Origin of the sequence: Tabrizicola sp., from assembly GCF_041913445.1 — a bacterium.
GTDB lineage: Bacteria > Pseudomonadota > Alphaproteobacteria > Rhodobacterales > Rhodobacteraceae > Tabrizicola.
The window spans coordinates 28,210-45,231 of sequence record NZ_JAYSFG010000019.1; the positions used below are offsets into that span (position 1 = coordinate 28,210).

A 17,022-nucleotide genomic window follows, 5' to 3' on the forward strand; every position below is an offset into this window, starting at 1 on the left:
GATGATCCGGAAGCTGAACCTGACCCTGTCCGCCATTCCCGACGCGCTGGTCGCGCTGATGCTGCGGGTCTTTCCGGCGCTCGTCTTCTGGCAATCCGGGCAAACGAAGGTCGAAGGGTTCGCGATCAAGGATTCCACGTGGTTCCTGTTCGAGCATGAATACGCCCTGCCGCTGATCCCGTCGGAACTTGCGGCGGTGATGGCGACGGTGGCCGAGCACCTTTTGCCCGTGCTGCTGATCCTTGGCCTTTTCACGCGTCTCTCGGCGCTTGGCCTCTTGGGCATGACGGCGGTGATCCAGATCTTCGTCTATCCCGATGCCTGGATGACGCATGGCCTCTGGGCCGCGCCGCTTCTGGCGGTCGTGGCGCGGGGGCCGGGGCGCTGGTCGGCCGACCATTTGGCGGGGATCGACCGCAGGGCTACGGGCTGATGGATCTGGCTTTGGCCTATCTCGCGGGGCTCCTGACGCTGATCAACCCCTGCGTCCTGCCGGTCCTGCCTATCGTGGTGGCGAGCAGCCTGCAGACCGATCCGCGCGCGCCGCTGGCCCTTGCGGCGGGGATGGGTTTGTCCTTTGTCGCGGTCGGCACGGGCCTGGCGGCCATCGGTCCTGCATTAGGCATTTATCCCGAAGACGTCACGCGCCTTGCGGCGCTGGTCATGGTGGGGTTCGGGCTGGTGATGGTCCTGCCCGCGCTGGGACGCAGGTTCTCCATGGCCTCGGCCGGGATCGCGGCGGCAGCGGATGCCCGCATTGCCGCCGCTCCGCGCGGCATAGGGGCGGAGTTCGCGGGCGGCGCGCTCCTGGGCGCGGTCTGGAGCCCCTGCATCGGCCCCACCCTGGGCGCTGCCATCGCCTTGGCCAGCACCGGCGAAAGCCTTGGCCACGCAGCCGCCGTCATGGCGGCGTTCGCCGGGGGAGTGGCGACGCTGATCCTTGCCGCAGCCTATGGCCTGCGCGGCTGGCTCAGGCGGCACATGGGCCCTGCGGTGGCGCTGTCTGCCCGTGCGCGGCCCGTGATGGGCTGGGTCTTCATCGCCGTGGGGGCCGCCTCGTTCCTCGGCCTGAACCACATCCTCGACGAGGCCGCGCTCCGTCTTCTGCCCGCGTGGCTTGTCGATCTTTCCGTCAGCATCTGAACACCTGAAGGGCATCCCATGAACCGCCGAACGCTGCTTCTGTCCTCTGCCGCCCTCCTGCTCGCCCCTCCGCTGCGGGCCGAGGAGCGGGTCTTCTACACCCCCGGTCTGGCCGAGGCGGCGATGGATGCGGGCGAGGTGGTGGTGCTGGATTTCTGGGCCAGCTGGTGCAGCACCTGCGCGACGCAAGAGCGTGTGATCGCGCAGCTGATGGCCGAGCACCCGGAGTATGCACAGAAGATCCGCTTCATCGTGGTGGATTGGGACGAACATGGCGAGGGTGAGTTGTCCCGCGCTCTGAAGATCCCGCGCCGGTCCACCCTGGTCGCGCTGAAGGGGCGCGAGGAGATCGCGCGCATCGTCGCGGGCACGGGCAAGGCCGAGATCAAGGCCCTCTTCGATGCAGCCCTGGCCGCGGCAGGATGACAGCCCCATGACCGCCGCTTTTGCCCTTTCAACAAGGATTGACTGTGCCGGGCGGCCCGCCTCGGCTAGGCTCGCCGCGTCTGGGGGGGAGGGTCGGTTGCAGCAGGACGAGCTTTGGGAAGTGCTGCTGGCCCGCGCCAATGACGGGGATGGTGCCGCCTTCGCGCGGTTCCTCCTTGCCGTGACGCCGACGCTGCGCACCGTGATCCGCCGCAGGGGTGACGGTTTGCCGCCGGATCAGCACGAGGACGTCTTGCAGGAAGTGCTGCTTGCGATCCACCTGAAGCGGCAGACGTGGCGGCGGGATGCCCCGGTCAGGCCCTGGCTTTACGCGCTGGCCCGCTACAAGGTGGTCGATGCGTTCCGCCGGCGGGGCGCAAGGGTCGATCTGCCGATCGAGGAGTTTGCCGATGTGCTGCCCGAGGAGGAAGGTTCTGCTCCCCTGTCCGGACGGGATGCCGAAGTGATGCTGCGCCTGATCGACACGCGATCCGCCATGCTGGTCAGGGCGGTTGCGCTGGATGGAAAGACGGCCGAGGAGGCGGGCGAGGCAGTCGGAATGACGGCGGGCGCGGCGCGGGTCGCGCTGCACCGGGCGATGCGGCGGCTGTCGGGGATTGCCGAAAGGATGATGAAATGACGGCCAGGCGAAGCACAGAAGACCTTATCCGGGACCTCGCGGCGACCCCAGTGCCCGCGCGGTTTTCGCCGGGTTTTGCGGGTTGTGTCCTGGGGGTCTTGATGCTGGGCGGACTGGCCCTGTATTTTGCCGTATTTGGCCTTCGACCCGATCTCGGTTCCGCCTGGACGCATCTGCCGGTGCAGGCCAAGAGCATCCTTCCCGCGCTGCTCTCCCTGTTGGCCATCTGGTTGGCCTTTGCATCCGCAAGGCCTGAAGGGCGCGTTCTCCTGTGGCCGCTTGCCATTCCGGTCCTGCTGGCATTCGTATTGGTCCTTTTCCGCATCGCGACCGCTGATGGGGCGCTGGTCGCCGAAGCGATCGGACAGACGGCGCTGGCCTGTCTTTCCTCCATCGCAATGATATCTGCGCTTCCGCTGGCCATCGGCATCGCCTTCCTCCGCCGGTCCGCTCCGACGCGGCCCGTCCTGACCGGCGCTCTGCTTGGCGTGGCAATCGGTGCGGGCGTGGCGGCGGGCTACGGCCTGCATTGCGCGGAGGACTCGCCGCTGTTCTTTCTGTCCTGGTATGGACTTGCGATAGGTATTGTTGGCGGGGTCGGCGGATTGCTGGGGCATCGGTTCCTGCGGTGGTGATACTGCCGAACATACACCAGTGTCACCCATGATCCGGAGGAGGCGATCTTCCTCTCCGACTGCGTGCTGGTCATGTCGAAGGACAGCAGCCTCTCGACGCAGCTGATCGAGCTGGACTTGTTGCCTCCCCGCGACTGCAGCGCTCCAGCCTTCGTCGCGCTGCGAAAGCGGCTGATGTCGGAGTTCGGGCTGCATTGAGGTGGGGCGAAGGTCCGCCTCCGTCCCAAGTTGCCTTAGATCGCCTCAGTAGCTCACTCGCAAAAGGTGCGTTCGCCAATCACCCCTAAGCACTTCCCATACTGTCGAACACTATCTTGAAACATCGCACAACAACGTGCTGATTTCTCAAGGAGAATACATGCCCACGAAACCCTACGCGTCCACCCGCCTCGCCCAGTTCATTGACCAGCGCATCGGCGAGCTTCACCACAAGACCCAGGCTGACATCGCGAAGGAAGCCGGGTTCAGGAATGCGAACTTCATCACGATGCTGAAGACAGGATCGTCGAAACTGGCGCTGGATCGGGTCCCGCAGCTTGCAAAGGCACTCGAGGTGGAACCCGCGTTCATGGTGCGTTTGGCGATCGATCAAAGCTTCGGCCCAGAGATGCTGCGGACCCTAGTCCAGATGCTCAGCGTGCCCCTCTCCGACGATGAGCGCTCACATGGCGTGTAATGACGGCAAATGCATCGTAGCCGACAGCGGGATGCATCCGGATACCCAACTGACTGAAAACGAGTGGCGGTGGATCGAGATCCTGCGGATCATCTGCGATAATCAGGTGCCGGCGCCGAACTTCCCGGCTGGCATGTCGATGAAAGAGTTCTTCGGCGGCACGAAGGAAGATGGCCACTAAGCCGGTGGCCGCAAGCCTGCGACCAGGTGCCCAGCCATGCATGGGCATCATGGCCTCGCGGCCCGTGCAGGTTTACAGCAGGTTTACGGATGGTTGTCGTTGGGGGTGCGTTCTGGTTTACACGATTCTCGAAACGGCGACGAAAACGACGAAATCCGGTTTTCGTTTTCACCACGGTGAAGGTGTTAAACCCTGAAAAACAAGGGCTTTCCGCCTTCATGATGCAAGAATCGTGGCCACCCTGGAAAAGTGCGAGTTGGTAAACCTGCTGCCCTGCATTTAGTGCATAGGTCGCGACCGTGTTGCGGAACGCAACGCCACAAGGCAGACCAGAGCAAGATTGTCGTGTCGGTGCGCCGAAACCATCGAGCGCACCCGATATAGCTCGATCCTGAAGTAGCTATCTGTGTAGAACGAGTTTCAGAGGGATAGCGTGCGTGGCGCTGCCGACCTGAACTGCGTCCGCAAGCCAGCGCCAGCGGCCCTCCCACATCCGATGGGCAGCCACAGGAAACCGCACCTTCGCGGTGTATGGACTCCTAGGGGAGATCGGATAGGTCTCCTAACACCCCTCTGCCTCCCCCACTCCCTCACTCTCAGCACATTATCCTCCAATATCCTTCTTCACATTCTACGGGACGGCTGGCAGGCATCGGCTTGGAAGCATGGAGTCGGTGATGGCGAAGAGATCGGTGGGCGGGCGCGACGGCGCGAAAGTGATCGTCGGCTACGTGCGGGTGTCTACTGACGATCAGGGCAAGAACGGCATCAGTCTCGCCACCCAAGAGATCGCGATCCGGGAGTTTGCGGCGGCTCTTCAGTGTCCGGTGACGCATGTTTACCGCGATGTTGGGACAGGGGCCGGCGCAACCAGCGTGGATGATCGCGAGGGTCTGCAGATGGCGCTGCGAAAGTGCCGTGAGCAAGATGGCCTTCTGGTTGTCTGGGAGTGGTCTCGGCTCTCCCGGAATGCTGACGCGATTGACCTTATCCGGACGCAGTTGCCTGGTCGCGATCGCATCTTCTCGATCGAGGAAAGCGAAGACTTCGAACTAGCTGCAAAGTGTGCCCGGTTCGCAAAAGCTCAGCACCAACGAGATCTGATTTCACAGAGAACGAAAGAGGGTATGGCGAAAAAGAAGCGCGACGGCGCCGTCTTTGGAAACCCGAACATCAAGGAGCTGCAAACTTCCGGCGCACAGGGCATGAGTCGCGAGGCTGACGCCCGAGTGAAGAAGATCGCCAACACCTTGCGCGACGTGCCGGATCACTCGAAGCCTACTCACCAGGAGGTCGCTGACCTCCTCAATGCGCGTGGACTGAGGACGGGCCACGGCGAGCCCTGGACAAGGAGCCGCGTTCGGACCCCGCTGCGTAAGGCCCGAGCAGTCGAAACCGTCTTCCCGACATGCGTAACAGGCTTTGCGACTCTGCTGCGGAAATCGTAGCCTTTTCGGCATGAGCTGGGTCATGCACTGATGCGGAAATCTACGGAAGACATCCGTAACCAAGATGTCACGGCATCCAGAAATGGCGCCGGATTTTCCCACCAGATCGCCGCCTTCATAGAAAGCGGGGTCAGCATCGTCATGGGAGTCGCTGGGCCAGCGGGCCAGGCGCGCACCGGTCGAGCGCTTGCCGCGCGCGTAGTCGGGGATGGGACGATCCGCATTGTCTATGTGGAGGACGGCAACACGGCAATCACATCAGCCGCGCGGTCGGGCGGCCCGATCGCGGTGACCTTCAGCGCGCCGCTTTCGCATCGCACCGTCCAGATCAAAGGGTTCTCCTCCAAAACGGAAGAGCTGCAGCGGGAAGACGAGGACTATGTCCGGCAGCAGACCGAAGCCTTCGCCCAGATCTTGGCCGCAGTCGGAGAGCCGCCCCGGTTCGTGCAGGCCTTTTGAGACTACAGCACCTCGCCCTTGTCCGTCCTGAGCTTCCCGGCACAGGAGGCTTTCGAACAGACCCCCGGGCCAGGCGCGGGACGGGCGCTATGAACGGCAAGCCCGTTGCAGGCGTCGACGCGGACGGTGAGCCGGTCACTCTCGATATGATCCGCGACTGTTTCGATGGCATCGTGCCCGCCACGCTGGCGACCGTCGATCCCGCAGGCATCCCGAATGTCTCGTTCATCAGCCAGGTCCACTATGTCGATCACGGCCGCGTGGCGCTTAGCTACCAGTTCTTCAATAAGACGCGGCGCAACATTCTTTCGACCCGCTTCGCATCGGTGGAACTGATCGACCCGATGACCGTGGCCTTCTACCAGCTCGACCTCGACTTTGAGGCCACCGAATCTGAAGGTCCGATCTTCGAGACGATGAAGGCCCGTCTCGCAGGGATTGCCTCGCATACCGGGATGGAAAGCATCTTCCGGCCGATGGGCGCGGATATCTTCCGTGTTCGAGAGATCCGCTGCGTCGCGCCGCCCCGGCTCGTGCGCCCGCAACCGCCCGTCCCCGCGCTTCCGGCCTTGCGGCGTGTCCTGGCTGACATGGCCCGCGCCACGACCCTGGGCGAGCTGTTCGACCTCACCCTGGACGCTATTGCACGGCATCTCGGCATTACCAATCTGATGATCCTTGTTCCGGACGACTCCCGCGGCGCGCTGGATGCGGTGGCGACCTGGGGCTATTCCGCCTCTGGTATCGGGGCGGAGGTGCGCATCGGCGACGGGGTGATTGGCGTGGCCGCGCGTGAGAAGGTTGCCATTCGCATCGACCACATGTCTTCTGCCTACCTTTACGGGAGCGCAGTGCGCGACAAGGTTCTCGCCGAAGCCGGGGTGGGAGCGCCGGAAAGTCGGCTTGTTCCGTTCCCCGGGCTGTCCAAGCCGCAAAGCCAGATAGCACTGCCGATGCTTTGGCAGCGCCAGCTGACCGGGGTGCTTTTTGCAGAAAGCACCCAGTCTTTGCGTTTCGGGCATCGCGAGGAGGACATCCTGGGATGCATCGCTTCGGCCCTGTCCGCGAGCGCTGCAGCTCTTGCGGGCGAGGACGAGGTCCCGCCATTGGTCGCATCGCATTCGCAAAGCAGACACAGCGATACGCTGGTCTTGCGTCACTACGCTGCCGATGACAGCGTCTTCGCCGCAAGCGACTATGTCATCAAGGGCGTCGCAGGGGCGATTTTGTGGAAGCTGGTCCGGGCGCATGTCACCACGGGCGCGAGCGAGTTCACCAACCGCGAACTGCGACTATCGCCAGAACTGCGCCTGCCGTCGCATGCCGAGAATCTCGAGGCCCGGCTCGTGCTTCTGGAGCGGCGGCTTCGCGAAAAGGCGTTGCAGATCCAAATCGAGAAGACTGGCCGGGGGCGCTTTCGACTGGACGTCCGGGCCAATTTAGTCTTGCAGGAAGACTGATCCCGTCAAACCGCTTTCGGCAGTTAAGAACCTTTTAAGGATCCTTGCCGAAACACTTAGCGAGACCTCTGCCGCCTCGCACAGTAAGTGTGCAGCCGTTCACCTGAACACCGCGACGGGGATCAGATGGCCAGCATCCGGCACCGTAAGGGTGGCCCGGAGAGGCGCTGCCCCTTTCGCGATGCTCTTGGACTAACGGCCTTGAAAAGGCCGGCGTTTCAGTGCCTTGGCCGGCGTATTCCCGGCACCCACACATATATCAGCTAGGAACTTGACCATGCATATTGAAGATCTCCGCATTCAGGTCGGCGGCACCGTGATCGCCGAGGGAGAGGCGGGTTTTGCCGCCGCGCACGAGGGGTTCGTCTGGAACGGGCGCAAGCCGCAGGCGACCCCTCGCGTGATCGTCCAGGCGACCTCGACCGCCGATGTCCAGGCCGCCGTCCGTTACGCCGCAGCCAATGGCTATCGCGTCTCGGCGCGGTCGGGCGGACACAACTGGTCGGCGATCGCGCTCCAGGACGGGGTGGCCCTTGACCTCTCTGCGCTGAACGCCGTGTCCATCGACCGCCTGTCCCGCATCGCCGAGATCGAACCCGCGGCCAAGAACCTGGCGCTTTCGGTGGCGCTGACGGCCGAGGGGCTTGCCTTCCCGGTCGGCCATTGCGGCGACGTCGCGATGGGCGGCTATCTCCTCGGCGGCGGTTTCGGCTGGAACGAGGGCACCTGGGGCCCGGCCTGCCACCTGATCGAGAAGGCCGAGGTCGTGCTGGCCGACGGCAGCGTGGTGATCGCCAGCGCCACCCAGCACGCCGACATCTTCTGGGCGCTGCGCGGGGCGGGACCGCTCTTCTTCGGGATCGTCACCCGCTTCTGGCTCCGCCTCATGCCGTTGCCGCCCGCGATGGCGGTCAGCACCTGGACCTATCCGATCGCCCGCGTGGCCGATGTGACGGCCAGCATGAAGCGCCTCGCCAATGTCCTGCCGAGCTATGCCGAAATCTCGCTGTCGCTGGCTGCGGCCCCGCCGCACCTGGGCCTGGGCGATGCAAAGTTCGCCACGGTGATACTATCCGTTTACGGCGGCTCGATGACCGAGATCACCGGCATCGCCCGCAACGTCGGGGACATGGTGCCCGCGGGCGCGCTTACCATGACTCCCGCCACACCTATCGACTTTGCCACCCTTTACGCGATCGTCGACCAAAGCTTCCCCGACGGCGCGCGCTATGGCGTCGACTGCCTGTGGAGCCAGGACCCCGAGACCACTTTCGAAGGCCTGGCCCGCATGGTCGTTGAGGCGCCCTCGGCAATGTCGAACGCGATCGGCGTGATCTACGGCCGGAACTCGGCCCTGACGCGCAACCTGCCCGATGCGGCCCTGTCCCGGATTGGCCCGGTCTGCGGCATCATGCACGGCACCTGGACGTCGCCCGCGGACGACGCGGCGAACCTCGCCTGGCTCCGCGAGGGGATGGACCGGCTGGCCCCCGTCACCACGGGCCGCTACGTCGGCCACGCCGACCTCGCCCGTCCCGGACGGATGGAGGATTGCCTGAGCGCCGCCGTCCTTGACCGGATCGCCGCGCTCGCCCGGATCCATGACCCGAAGGGCCTGTTCGCGGGTCGTGGTGTCCGCGACGCGCTTGACATCCGCACCGCTGCGCTGGCCGCGGAATAATGGAGACGACGATGAGGAAACTCCGAACCCCACGCCACGGCCGCCAGCCCGAGCTTCTCGCCTCGGCAATCTCCCTCCTCCTGGCCGTCTTGATCCCCGGCACCTCCCGCGCAGACGAGGCGCAACTCGAACGTGGCCGCTATCTCGTGCAGATCTCTGGCTGCAGTGACTGCCACACGCCCGGCTATTTCCTGGGCCAGCCCGACCACACGCGCTTCCTGGGCGGGTCGGAGGTGGGATTCGAGATCCCGGGCCTTGGTATCTTCTACGGCCCGAACCTGACGCCCGACGCGTCCGGACTCGGAAACTGGACCACGGACCAGATCGTCGCCGCGATCCGCACCGGCGCCACACCAGAGGGGCGTGGACTCGTCCCGGTCATGCCTTGGCCGAACCTATCGGCGCTCAGCGACGAGGACGCCTACGCGATCGCGGCCTACCTGCAATCACTGGATCCAGTGGCGAACGAAGTTCCCGGACCGGTCGCGCCAGGTGAACCCGCACCTTCATTTGTCATGCGAGTGGTGCCGCCGGGCAAATGATCGAGCGACTGCGCGAGCCCGTTGTTCGGCTCGCGCAGACTTCCTTCGACTTACCTAGTTGACGACCAGGTCGGTGTGGTTCTTGCACTCCCCAGGCACTGCTTATCGTCAGAGCCTTGCGCCAGCTCGTCGTGTGAAGATCCGCGATGCTGATGTTCTTTTCAGCGGGGCGGATTATCCGCACCCGCTGTGAACAGCTCCGCCTCCGTGACTTCAAGTCGCGCGACCAAGAGGCTGCAGGCGAGCATGTTGCTTAAGTCTGTGGTCACCGAACCATTCAGCCACCGAGCCAGGACACCCTGTTTGTGATGTCCTACGACCACCAGGTCAGCTGCCACGTCCTTGGCGACACTTGTGATACGTTCTGCGGGTGCACCTCGCTCAAGCCGTCCCTCCGGAGAAAGGCCCATTCGCTTCAGGCGCTCCAGACCCTCGTCCAGGATCTTCTGCACCCCGGGGCTGCGGTCCGCTGAAGCGTAGATCGCGCCAAAGTCGCTGGCGTAGACTTCTGGGCCCACCTCGACCACTGCGACGAGAACAACGCGAGCCTGACAAAGTTTTGCGAGACGCGCACCCTCTCGAAGCGCAAGTCGACCTTCCAACGAGCCATCATAGGCCAGAAGGATCGTGCGATACATGGCGGCCTCCCACGGGTGGTGACGCATGTCCGAGTAGGGAGCAGTTTACTCCTTCAGCACGTGTTGAACAACCATGCTTGCCGATAGCGTCCCCAAGACACTGCTTCTAATGGGAATGCCGCTCAGACTCGTCGTGACAGTTTAATCGCTCTGATGAGTGCAGGACGACCAAACTATGCGCGAGCGACCACCGGATCGTGCACAACGGTTAGCGCGGCAATGGCGAAGCGCATCGTTCCTCTACTGCGGACCACCTCGCTTCCAAGCCCGGACAGGCGAAAGCCCGATCACGGTCACGTGGGAGCTACAAGACCAAGTGCCTGCCCATCTGCGTGCGGGTCTGCGGATCCGTAGTCATGCCATAGAAGCCCGGGTCTCACTTCTGCGACGGGACCGAGCTTGAGCCCCTTCGTGCCACCTGATCCTGCGTCCCTGTGGGGTTCAAGCGATTAACAACACTGAATAGGGCGTCCAAGACTTCCTGACTATGGTCGTCCACGCATGGAATGGCTCGACATCCCCAGGGGCACCGGTCGTGCGGGAGAGTAGCGAAGTCCTAGAAAGAACCGGACTCAGCGAGGGAGATGCGTTTTGCGCCAGCCGATCCGGGGCACCCGTAACTCCCATGTTCCACGGTCGCGCGATCGGCGGCATGATCCACAACGGGGAGAAGCACACGCTTACAGAGACCGCAGTTGGCGGGTCGCCTACCGTTTCAGCGCGGCTTCAACCCTCGCCAGCAACTCGTTCGTGGGCAGCGCCTTTAGTAGACCCATGGGTCCGTGCGGTCGGCGAATATCTGTTGCATCGCTGTGAAGCAGATGTCGCTTCTCTGTCATCCCTAGGTGCTACCACCTGTTCAGTTTCAACTTGAACAGGAAGCCTTGCCAAATGAAGCATCTGCTTGCCTCCGGTCTCGTGGTTCTCGGTCTTGCCACAGCGACCCCGCTCGCTGCACAGGACACCATCCGCTTCGCTGTCACCGACATCGACGGAATGGAAGCGCTCCAGCGCGAGATGGGGCCGTTCAAGGAGGCATTCGAGGCCGCGTCCGGGCTGAAGGTCGAATTCTTCCCGGTCTCCGGCCGCACAGTCGCAGTCGAGGCGATGGCCGCTGACCAGATCGACTTCGTCCTGACCGGCCCGGCGGAGTATGTGGTGTTCAACGCCCGACTGGACGCCCAGCCGGTCGTGACCTGGGTGCGCCCGGACTACTACTCGACCGTCGTGGTTCTGGACGGCAGCGCCGTGAAGGCCCCCGCTGACCTGAAGGGCCAGAAGATTTCGTTCGGCGAGATCGGATCGACTTCGCAGCACCTCGGGCCGGTCGACCTGCTGGCAAAAGCCGGCTTGACCTATGCCGTCGACTACGAGCCCGTGTTCCTGAACCGCAACGTCGCGGTCGAGGCGCTCATCAAGGGCGAGATCGCCGGGATCGGCCTGAACCGCACCCATATCGACAGCATCACCGAGAAGTTCCCCGACCAGAAGTTCCGCGTCCTCGTGAAGGGCGAGCAACTGCCCGACGACATCCTCCTTGCCTCGTCCAAGGTCGCGCCCGAGGTGGTCGAGACTGTCCGCAAGGCCTTTGCCGACCACGGCACGGAGATCCTGGCCGCGCTGACCAGCACGGAAGAAAACGCCAAATACATCGGCGGCAAGTTCAACCCGACCGTGACGAATTCCGACTACGACGTGGTGCGCGAGATGTTCAAGAACATCGGCATCACCGAGTTCACCGAGTTCGTGGGCGAGTGATCCCGCGATGAACGCGCCTCTCTCCCCACAGGCGCTGGCCGGTTCTGCCCTGGCAGAGCCGGTCCTTTCCGTCACTGGCCTGACCAAGGACTTCCCTGGCCGCGAGGTCCTGCGCGGGCTCGACTTCACGCTTCCGGCCGGACAGGCCACGGCGCTGATCGGCGCCAACGGGTCGGGCAAGTCGACCCTTCTGCGCTGTCTTGTGCGTCTGGTCGAGCCGACATCGGGCAAGATCAGGCTTCTGGACCGCGACATGACCGCACTTGCGCCCCGGGCCTTGCGCCAGGTCCGGGCCGAGGTCGGGATCGTCTGGCAGCGCCACAACCTTGTTCCCCGGCTATCAGCGCTGTCGAACGTCATCCACGGTGTCCAGGCCAGGATGTCCGGCCCCCGCGTCTGGGTGCAGTCGCTTGCCCCCGCCGCCGTCCGCGACGAGGCGATGGCCTGCCTTTCCCGCGTGGGCCTGGCCGAGCGGGCGCTCGTCCGGGTCGACAGCCTTTCGGGTGGCCAGCAGCAGCGTGTCGCCATTGCCCGCATGCTGATGCAGCGTCCGCGGCTGATCCTGGCCGATGAGCCCGACGCCAGCCTTGATCCGCAGACGGGGGAAGAGGTCATGTCCCTTCTTCTGAACCTTGTCCGCGACGACGGGCTCTCGCTTCTCGTGATCTCGCACCGGCTGGAGCACACGCTGCGCTACTCCGACCGGATCCTCGGTCTCGCCAATGGCCGCATCGCACTGGACACGGCCACCAGCCGCGCCGACGCCACCGGCCTGCGCCACTTCTTCGACCACGCCGAGGCCGCATGACCACCGTCACCACCACCCGCTTCCAGCACCGCAGTCTTGCGGAATACGCGGCCCTCCTCGCCGTCCTGGCGCTGGTGGCCACCTCGGTCGCCGCCACCGCGCCGCCCCTCGACAGGCTGGGCAGCGGTCTTGCCCGGCTCTTCGCGCCGTCGGGGATGCTGACGCAGATGTTTCCCCCGGACTTCACCCGAATTGTCCCGATCGGCTGGAAGCTTCTGGAAACGCTGCAGATGGCCGTCGCGGGCTGTTTCCTGGGCCTGATCCTTGCGTTCCCCTTCGCGATCCTTGCCACGGACCGTCTCTCGCCCCACCCCATCATTCGTCACGCCGCCCGCGCGGTGATCGCGCTTTTCCGCACGGTGCCGGACCTGGTCTGGGCGATCATCTTCATCATCATCGTCGGCCTTGGCCCCGCCGCCGGCGTCATGGCGATCATGGTCGACAAGATCGGCTTCGCAGGGCGCTTCTTCGCCGAGGTGATGGAGGAGACCGACCCCGGTCCACAGGACGCGCTGCGCGCCATCGGGGCTTCGCGGCTTGGCATCATCGGGTCTGCCGTGATCCCCGCCTGCCTGCCGTCCTTCACCGCCACCTCGCTTTTCGCGCTGGAGAAATCCGTGCGGGGGTCGGCCGCCTTGGGGCTGGTCGGTGCCGGTGGCATCGGGGTCGATCTCAAGGTCGCCTTCGACCTTTTCAACTACGACGAGGCGCTTGCCATCATCCTGATGATGCTCGCGCTGGTCATCGCCGTCGAGCAGGGCTCGGGCTGGATCAGAAGGAAGCTGATATGAACCGGATGGTCACGGATACCGCGCATCTTTACTGGAATGCGGAATGGCAGAAAGCCGATGGCACCAGCCCCTGGGCGATGCCCGAGCCCTGGGCCATCGACCATGCCAGCACGCTGGCTTTGGGGTCGCGGATCCTGGACCTCGGCGCCGGGATCGGCCGCCACGCGCTGGCCTTTGTCGAAGCGGGGCACGAGGTCACCGCGCTTGACGCGTCGGAGGCCGCGACCGCCGCCGTCGCTGCCGCCGCCTTCGCCAAGGGCCTTACCGTCCAGACAGTGCAGGCCCCGATGACGGATCTCCCGTTCGACAGCGCCAGCTTTGACCATGTGCTCGCCTGGAACGTGATCTACCACGGCGACGAAAGCGTCGTCCGGCGGACGCTGGCCGAGGTCGCCCGGGTCCTGCGGCCCGGTGGCACCTTCATGGCGACGATGCTGTCGGCCCGCCGCCTGCCGGTCGAACAGGCTAAGGCCAAGGGGCGCGAGATCAGTCGCAACACCTGGGTCTTCGAGGGCCCGGGTGACAAGGTCCACCCGCATTACTTCTGCACCGCGCCCGACCTTCTTTCGCTGATGTGGGGATTCGAGGTCTTCACTCTGTTCGACCGCCCGCATGAAAAGCCCGGCTCCTGGCACTGGCACCTGTTGGCGGAGCGTCTGGCATGAGTGCCGAGCTGATCGAAGGCGCGCGCGTCATTCTTGAAGACCGGGTGGAGGTCGCCTCGATCCGGATCGAAGCCGGCCGGATCACCGGGATCGACGTGGCGCGCGACGGGGCGAATGTGATCCCCGCGCGGGGTCGCCTGCTTGCCCCGGCCTTCGTGGACGTCCACGGCGATGCGTTCGAACGCCAGATCATGCCGCGTCCCGGTGTGATGGTGCCGGTGGAAACCGCGCTGCTGGAAACGGACCGCCAGTTGGCCGCGAACGGCATCGCCACCGCCTACCACGCCTTGACGCTAAGCTGGGAGCCGGGCCTCCGCAGCGTCGATACCGGATGGCAAGTGGTTCGCGTGCTGGAGGCCCTGCGCCCGCGCCTTACCGCCGAGAACCGCCTGCAGCTCAGGTGGGAAACCTTCTGCAAAGAGGCGGAGCCCCTGATTGTCCATGTTCTTGCCGGACCGGACCGTCCGGCGCTGGCCTTCAACGACCATACCACCGCGATGCTTCTGCATCCCGATCTTGCCCTGCAAGACCGGCCCTTCGACCATGTGCCCGATTACCCGGTCACTCCCTTCGACGCCCCACGTTTTCTGAAGAAAATGGCCGACCAGGCACGCCGCGCCAATGTCTCGCCCGAAGCTTATGTGGCTCTTCTCACCCGCGTCTGGGACCGGCGTCCCGAGGTTCCCGCCCATATCGCCCGCATCGCCGAGCTGGCCCGGGCGCAGAAGGCACCGATGCTGTCCCACGACGACAGTCAGGTCGAGACCCGCACCTACTACCGCGGTCTGGGCGCGACTGTGGCAGAATTCCCGATGCACGAACGCGTCTTTCTCGCTGCCCGCGACGCTGGCGACCCCATCATCCTCGGGGCGCCGAATGCGATGCGCGGCGGCAGTCATCTGGGCAGCCCGGGCGCGGCCGAGATGATCGCGCGCGGGCTGTGCGACATCCTGGCTTCGGACTACTTCTACCCCGCGATGCTGGGGGCGATGGTGCGCCTTCATGCAGATCGGGTGGCTCCTCTGGCTGCGCTGTGGAAGCTTGTCTCCCTGAACCCCGCCCGTGCGATGGGCCTCACCGACCGCGGCCGCATCGCCCCCGGCCAGCGCGCCGACCTCCTTCTGCTCGACTGGCCCGATGGCCAAGTCCCGGCACCCTTGCGCACATGGGTCTCCGGTCGCCCCGGCTACTCCGCACTGCCCCTGGTTCCGCAACCCGAGCCTGCCCTCTAAGGAGAGCCCGATGTTCGACGCGCTTGCCAACTTCACCACGCTGCCCGCCGCCCCGCAGGTCGATTTCACCTATGCCCACCCCGGCCAGAGCCGCTTTCGCCGTGGCCTCATCCGCGCGGTCGAGGCGTTGACCGGCCAACCGAAACTGCGCCGGCTCTACCTCGACTGGGCCTGGGGCGACAGCTTGCCGGGCGTACCCGCCTTCTCGGCCGCGCTGAGGCAGCTCGGCATCACGCCGCAGGTCGTCGCAGGGGCGGACCATCTGCAATCGGTTCCAGCGACAGGCGGCCTCCTACTGGTGGCGAACCACCCGTTCGGCGTGGTGGACGGCCTGACCCTCGGTCACCTGGGGATCCAGCTTCGTGGCAATGTCCGCATCCTGACGAACAGCCTCCTCTGCCGGGTGCCGGAGGTTGATCCCTATCTTCTTCCGGTCGACTTCTCGGGCACGCCCGAAGCGCGCCGCCTGACCGCCGAGACCCGCCGTCGGGCAGCCGAGCTTCTGGCGGCAGGGAAGGTCGTCGCGGTCTTCCCGGCGGGCGGGGTGGCCACGGCGAACAAGCCGCTGACCGGTCGCGCCGTGGATTCCCCTTGGCACCCCTTCGTCGGGCGACTGGCAACGATCCCCGGCGTCACGACCCTGCCGGTGCATTTCGCGGGCCAGAACTCCCGCCTCTTCCAGATCGCGAGCCATACGTCCTACCCGCTGCGCGTCGCGCTGATCTTCCACGAAACCCGCCGCCGGATGGGCCGCCCGGTCGAACTGCGGATCGGGGCACCAATTGCAGCGTCGGAGCTTGCTCACCTTGACCGCGACCAGATCGCCGCAAACCTTCGCCGCCGGTGCATGGCGCTCGCCGCGCCGGCGCTGAAGGACATCGACGAGACCTACATCTGGCCCCGCCATGTGAAGTGGTAGCGTCACACAAGCTTCATTCAGCTTTCGGAGACCTGTCACATCCAGCCGCTAGGACCGTCCCAGACCAAAGCGAAGGGACCACCGATGCTGGAAGTGGCAAACGTGACGCGGATGTTCGGCCAGAAGGCCGCCGTCGACAACATCAGCTTCCAGATCGACCGCCCCGCCTTTGTGGGTATCATCGGCCGCTCCGGCGCGGGGAAGTCCACCTTCCTGCGCATGATGAACCGGCTGCTTGACGCGACTGCAGGTCAGATCCGTGTCGAGGGCCGCGACGTTCTTTCCCTGAAGGGCTCCGAGGCCCGCGCCTGGCAGTCCAACTGCGCGATGATCTTCCAGCAGTTCAACCTCGTGCCCCGGATGGATGTCGCCTCGAACGTGCTCCACGGTATCCTGAACCGCCGTTCCACCCTGCAGACGATGTTCAACCTCTGGCCCCGCGCCGACATCCTGCGGGCGCTGGAGATCCTCGACCGCCTCGGTATCGCCGAACAGGCCACCAAGCGGGCCGAAGCCCTGTCCGGAGGCCAGCAACAGCGCGTCGCCATCGCCCGCGCGCTGATGCAGGACCCGAAGATCATCCTTGCTGACGAACCCATCGCCAGCCTCGACCCGATGAACGCGCAAGTGGTGATGGACACCCTGAAGCGCATCAACGTGGAAGACGGGCGCATGGTCATCGCCAACCTCCACACGCTCGACACCGCGCGGCGCTACTGCGACCGCGTCATTGGCATGCGCGACGGCCGCATCGTGTTTGACGGAACGCCCGACCAGCTGTCCACCGGCGTCGCCCGCGACATCTACGGCGCCGACGCCAGCTTCAACGAGGCCGCCACCTCGACCTCGATCCCCACCGACACCAGCCCGGACCGCACCTACGCGGACCTCATGCTGTCGTGACCCGCCCACTCGTTTCC

Annotated in this window: 21 protein-coding genes; 20 read left to right on the forward strand and 1 reads right to left on the reverse strand. The window is 64.9% G+C overall.

Annotated elements, in window-relative coordinates; all coding sequences use genetic code 11:
- The first annotated feature begins 1 nt into the window (after window position 1).
- The 13 genes from ACE3Q6_RS17620 to ACE3Q6_RS17680 all read left to right on the forward strand — a co-directional run bounded on the left by ACE3Q6_RS17620 (window position 2) and on the right by ACE3Q6_RS17680 (window position 9,291).
- A complete protein-coding gene (locus tag ACE3Q6_RS17620; RefSeq protein ID WP_374435294.1) occupies window positions 2-433 on the forward strand; it encodes a DoxX family protein in 432 nt (143 codons plus the stop codon).
- Complete coding sequence (locus ACE3Q6_RS17625) at window positions 433-1,143, forward strand: cytochrome c biogenesis CcdA family protein (RefSeq protein ID WP_374435296.1); 711 nt, start codon at window positions 433-435, stop codon at window positions 1,141-1,143. The genes ACE3Q6_RS17620 and ACE3Q6_RS17625 overlap by 1 nt, the downstream gene beginning before the upstream one ends.
- A gap of 18 nt (window positions 1,144-1,161) precedes the next feature.
- The gene (locus tag ACE3Q6_RS17630; protein ID WP_374435298.1) at window positions 1,162-1,569 is read left to right on the forward strand and encodes a thioredoxin family protein; all 408 of its coding nucleotides are present in this window, start codon (window positions 1,162-1,164) and stop codon (window positions 1,567-1,569) included.
- 97 nt (window positions 1,570-1,666) lie between these two features.
- Window positions 1,667-2,209 carry a sigma-70 family RNA polymerase sigma factor gene (locus ACE3Q6_RS17635; RefSeq protein WP_374435301.1) on the forward strand — a complete coding sequence of 181 codons (543 nt, stop codon included), beginning with the start codon at window positions 1,667-1,669 and terminating at the stop codon, window positions 2,207-2,209.
- On the forward strand, window positions 2,206-2,844 hold the full coding sequence (locus tag ACE3Q6_RS17640; protein WP_374435303.1) for an NrsF family protein: 639 nt from the start codon (window positions 2,206-2,208) through the stop codon (window positions 2,842-2,844). The genes ACE3Q6_RS17635 and ACE3Q6_RS17640 overlap by 4 nt, the downstream gene beginning before the upstream one ends.
- A gap of 63 nt (window positions 2,845-2,907) precedes the next feature.
- Window positions 2,908-3,042, forward strand: a complete 135-nt coding sequence (locus ACE3Q6_RS17645) for a hypothetical protein (protein ID WP_374435305.1) — start codon at window positions 2,908-2,910, stop codon at window positions 3,040-3,042.
- Between the two features lie 160 nt (window positions 3,043-3,202).
- On the forward strand, window positions 3,203-3,520 hold the full coding sequence (locus tag ACE3Q6_RS17650) for an XRE family transcriptional regulator (protein ID WP_374435307.1): 318 nt from the start codon (window positions 3,203-3,205) through the stop codon (window positions 3,518-3,520).
- Window positions 3,510-3,701 (forward strand): hypothetical protein, encoded by a 192-nt coding sequence (locus ACE3Q6_RS17655; protein ID WP_374435309.1) that lies wholly within the window; start codon window positions 3,510-3,512, stop codon window positions 3,699-3,701. Before ACE3Q6_RS17650 ends, ACE3Q6_RS17655 begins: the two co-directional genes overlap by 11 nt.
- Before the next feature lie 677 nt (window positions 3,702-4,378).
- On the forward strand, window positions 4,379-5,149 hold the full coding sequence (locus ACE3Q6_RS17660; RefSeq protein ID WP_374435311.1) for a recombinase family protein: 771 nt from the start codon (window positions 4,379-4,381) through the stop codon (window positions 5,147-5,149).
- 30 nt (window positions 5,150-5,179) lie between these two features.
- Entirely contained in the window at window positions 5,180-5,608 is a 429-nt protein-coding gene (locus ACE3Q6_RS17665) for a hypothetical protein (protein ID WP_374435314.1), read from the forward strand.
- 89 nt (window positions 5,609-5,697) lie between these two features.
- Complete coding sequence (locus tag ACE3Q6_RS17670) at window positions 5,698-7,068, forward strand: GAF domain-containing protein (RefSeq protein ID WP_374435316.1); 1,371 nt, start codon at window positions 5,698-5,700, stop codon at window positions 7,066-7,068.
- A gap of 277 nt (window positions 7,069-7,345) precedes the next feature.
- Window positions 7,346-8,749, forward strand: coding sequence for an FAD-binding oxidoreductase (locus tag ACE3Q6_RS17675; RefSeq protein WP_374435319.1), 1,404 nt, complete (start codon window positions 7,346-7,348; stop codon window positions 8,747-8,749).
- An 11-nt stretch (window positions 8,750-8,760) separates the two neighbouring features.
- Window positions 8,761-9,291: a cytochrome c gene (locus tag ACE3Q6_RS17680; RefSeq protein WP_374435321.1), complete on the forward strand. Its 531-nt coding sequence runs from the start codon at window positions 8,761-8,763 to the stop codon at window positions 9,289-9,291.
- A gap of 161 nt (window positions 9,292-9,452) precedes the next feature.
- Here the strand turns inward: ACE3Q6_RS17680 and ACE3Q6_RS17685 are convergent, their stop codons facing one another.
- Window positions 9,453-9,929, reverse strand: a complete 477-nt coding sequence (locus ACE3Q6_RS17685; RefSeq protein WP_374435323.1) for a universal stress protein — start codon at window positions 9,927-9,929, stop codon at window positions 9,453-9,455.
- Between the two features lie 891 nt (window positions 9,930-10,820).
- Here ACE3Q6_RS17685 and ACE3Q6_RS17690 point away from each other — a divergent pair.
- The 7 genes from ACE3Q6_RS17690 (at window position 10,821) to phnC (ending at window position 17,005) form a co-directional block, all read left to right on the forward strand.
- Window positions 10,821-11,687, forward strand: coding sequence for a PhnD/SsuA/transferrin family substrate-binding protein (locus ACE3Q6_RS17690; RefSeq protein ID WP_374435325.1), 867 nt, complete (start codon window positions 10,821-10,823; stop codon window positions 11,685-11,687).
- 7 nt (window positions 11,688-11,694) lie between these two features.
- Window positions 11,695-12,495, forward strand: coding sequence for a phosphonate ABC transporter ATP-binding protein (locus ACE3Q6_RS17695; RefSeq protein ID WP_374435327.1), 801 nt, complete (start codon window positions 11,695-11,697; stop codon window positions 12,493-12,495).
- The gene (phnE, locus tag ACE3Q6_RS17700) at window positions 12,492-13,286 is read left to right on the forward strand and encodes a phosphonate ABC transporter, permease protein PhnE (RefSeq protein ID WP_374435329.1); all 795 of its coding nucleotides are present in this window, start codon (window positions 12,492-12,494) and stop codon (window positions 13,284-13,286) included. Before ACE3Q6_RS17695 ends, phnE begins: the two co-directional genes overlap by 4 nt.
- Window positions 13,283-13,951 (forward strand): class I SAM-dependent methyltransferase, encoded by a 669-nt coding sequence (locus ACE3Q6_RS17705; protein ID WP_374435331.1) that lies wholly within the window; start codon window positions 13,283-13,285, stop codon window positions 13,949-13,951. Before phnE ends, ACE3Q6_RS17705 begins: the two co-directional genes overlap by 4 nt.
- Window positions 13,948-15,183 carry an alpha-D-ribose 1-methylphosphonate 5-triphosphate diphosphatase gene (locus ACE3Q6_RS17710; protein WP_374435333.1) on the forward strand — a complete coding sequence of 412 codons (1,236 nt, stop codon included), beginning with the start codon at window positions 13,948-13,950 and terminating at the stop codon, window positions 15,181-15,183. The genes ACE3Q6_RS17705 and ACE3Q6_RS17710 overlap by 4 nt, the downstream gene beginning before the upstream one ends.
- 10 nt (window positions 15,184-15,193) lie before the next feature.
- The gene (locus ACE3Q6_RS17715) at window positions 15,194-16,102 is read left to right on the forward strand and encodes a lysophospholipid acyltransferase family protein (RefSeq protein WP_374435335.1); all 909 of its coding nucleotides are present in this window, start codon (window positions 15,194-15,196) and stop codon (window positions 16,100-16,102) included.
- A gap of 84 nt (window positions 16,103-16,186) precedes the next feature.
- Window positions 16,187-17,005 (forward strand): phosphonate ABC transporter ATP-binding protein, encoded by an 819-nt coding sequence (phnC, locus tag ACE3Q6_RS17720; protein ID WP_374435338.1) that lies wholly within the window; start codon window positions 16,187-16,189, stop codon window positions 17,003-17,005.
- Window positions 17,006-17,022 lie beyond the last annotated feature (17 nt).

Bases quoted from the DNA above. Each gene is read 5' to 3' on its own strand.
- ACE3Q6_RS17715 (WP_374435335.1), top strand. From the start codon at position 15,194: ATGTTCGACGCGCTTGCCAACTTCACCACGCTGCCCGCCGCCCCGCAG.
- ACE3Q6_RS17620 (WP_374435294.1), top strand. From the start codon at position 2: ATGATCCGGAAGCTGAACCTGACCCTGTCCGCCATTCCCGACGCGCTG.
- phnC (WP_374435338.1), top strand. From the start codon at position 16,187: ATGCTGGAAGTGGCAAACGTGACGCGGATGTTCGGCCAGAAGGCCGCC.
- ACE3Q6_RS17660 (WP_374435311.1), top strand. From the start codon at position 4,379: ATGGCGAAGAGATCGGTGGGCGGGCGCGACGGCGCGAAAGTGATCGTC.
- ACE3Q6_RS17685 (WP_374435323.1), bottom strand. From the start codon at position 9,929: ATGTATCGCACGATCCTTCTGGCCTATGATGGCTCGTTGGAAGGTCGA.
- ACE3Q6_RS17655 (WP_374435309.1), top strand. From the start codon at position 3,510: ATGGCGTGTAATGACGGCAAATGCATCGTAGCCGACAGCGGGATGCAT.
- ACE3Q6_RS17650 (WP_374435307.1), top strand. From the start codon at position 3,203: ATGCCCACGAAACCCTACGCGTCCACCCGCCTCGCCCAGTTCATTGAC.
- ACE3Q6_RS17705 (WP_374435331.1), top strand. From the start codon at position 13,283: ATGAACCGGATGGTCACGGATACCGCGCATCTTTACTGGAATGCGGAA.
- phnE (WP_374435329.1), top strand. From the start codon at position 12,492: ATGACCACCGTCACCACCACCCGCTTCCAGCACCGCAGTCTTGCGGAA.
- ACE3Q6_RS17630 (WP_374435298.1), top strand. From the start codon at position 1,162: ATGAACCGCCGAACGCTGCTTCTGTCCTCTGCCGCCCTCCTGCTCGCC.
- ACE3Q6_RS17625 (WP_374435296.1), top strand. From the start codon at position 433: ATGGATCTGGCTTTGGCCTATCTCGCGGGGCTCCTGACGCTGATCAAC.
- ACE3Q6_RS17690 (WP_374435325.1), top strand. From the start codon at position 10,821: ATGAAGCATCTGCTTGCCTCCGGTCTCGTGGTTCTCGGTCTTGCCACA.
- ACE3Q6_RS17680 (WP_374435321.1), top strand. From the start codon at position 8,761: ATGAGGAAACTCCGAACCCCACGCCACGGCCGCCAGCCCGAGCTTCTC.
- ACE3Q6_RS17675 (WP_374435319.1), top strand. From the start codon at position 7,346: ATGCATATTGAAGATCTCCGCATTCAGGTCGGCGGCACCGTGATCGCC.
- ACE3Q6_RS17710 (WP_374435333.1), top strand. From the start codon at position 13,948: ATGAGTGCCGAGCTGATCGAAGGCGCGCGCGTCATTCTTGAAGACCGG.
- ACE3Q6_RS17640 (WP_374435303.1), top strand. From the start codon at position 2,206: ATGACGGCCAGGCGAAGCACAGAAGACCTTATCCGGGACCTCGCGGCG.
- ACE3Q6_RS17665 (WP_374435314.1), top strand. From the start codon at position 5,180: ATGCGGAAATCTACGGAAGACATCCGTAACCAAGATGTCACGGCATCC.
- ACE3Q6_RS17695 (WP_374435327.1), top strand. From the start codon at position 11,695: ATGAACGCGCCTCTCTCCCCACAGGCGCTGGCCGGTTCTGCCCTGGCA.
- ACE3Q6_RS17670 (WP_374435316.1), top strand. From the start codon at position 5,698: ATGAACGGCAAGCCCGTTGCAGGCGTCGACGCGGACGGTGAGCCGGTC.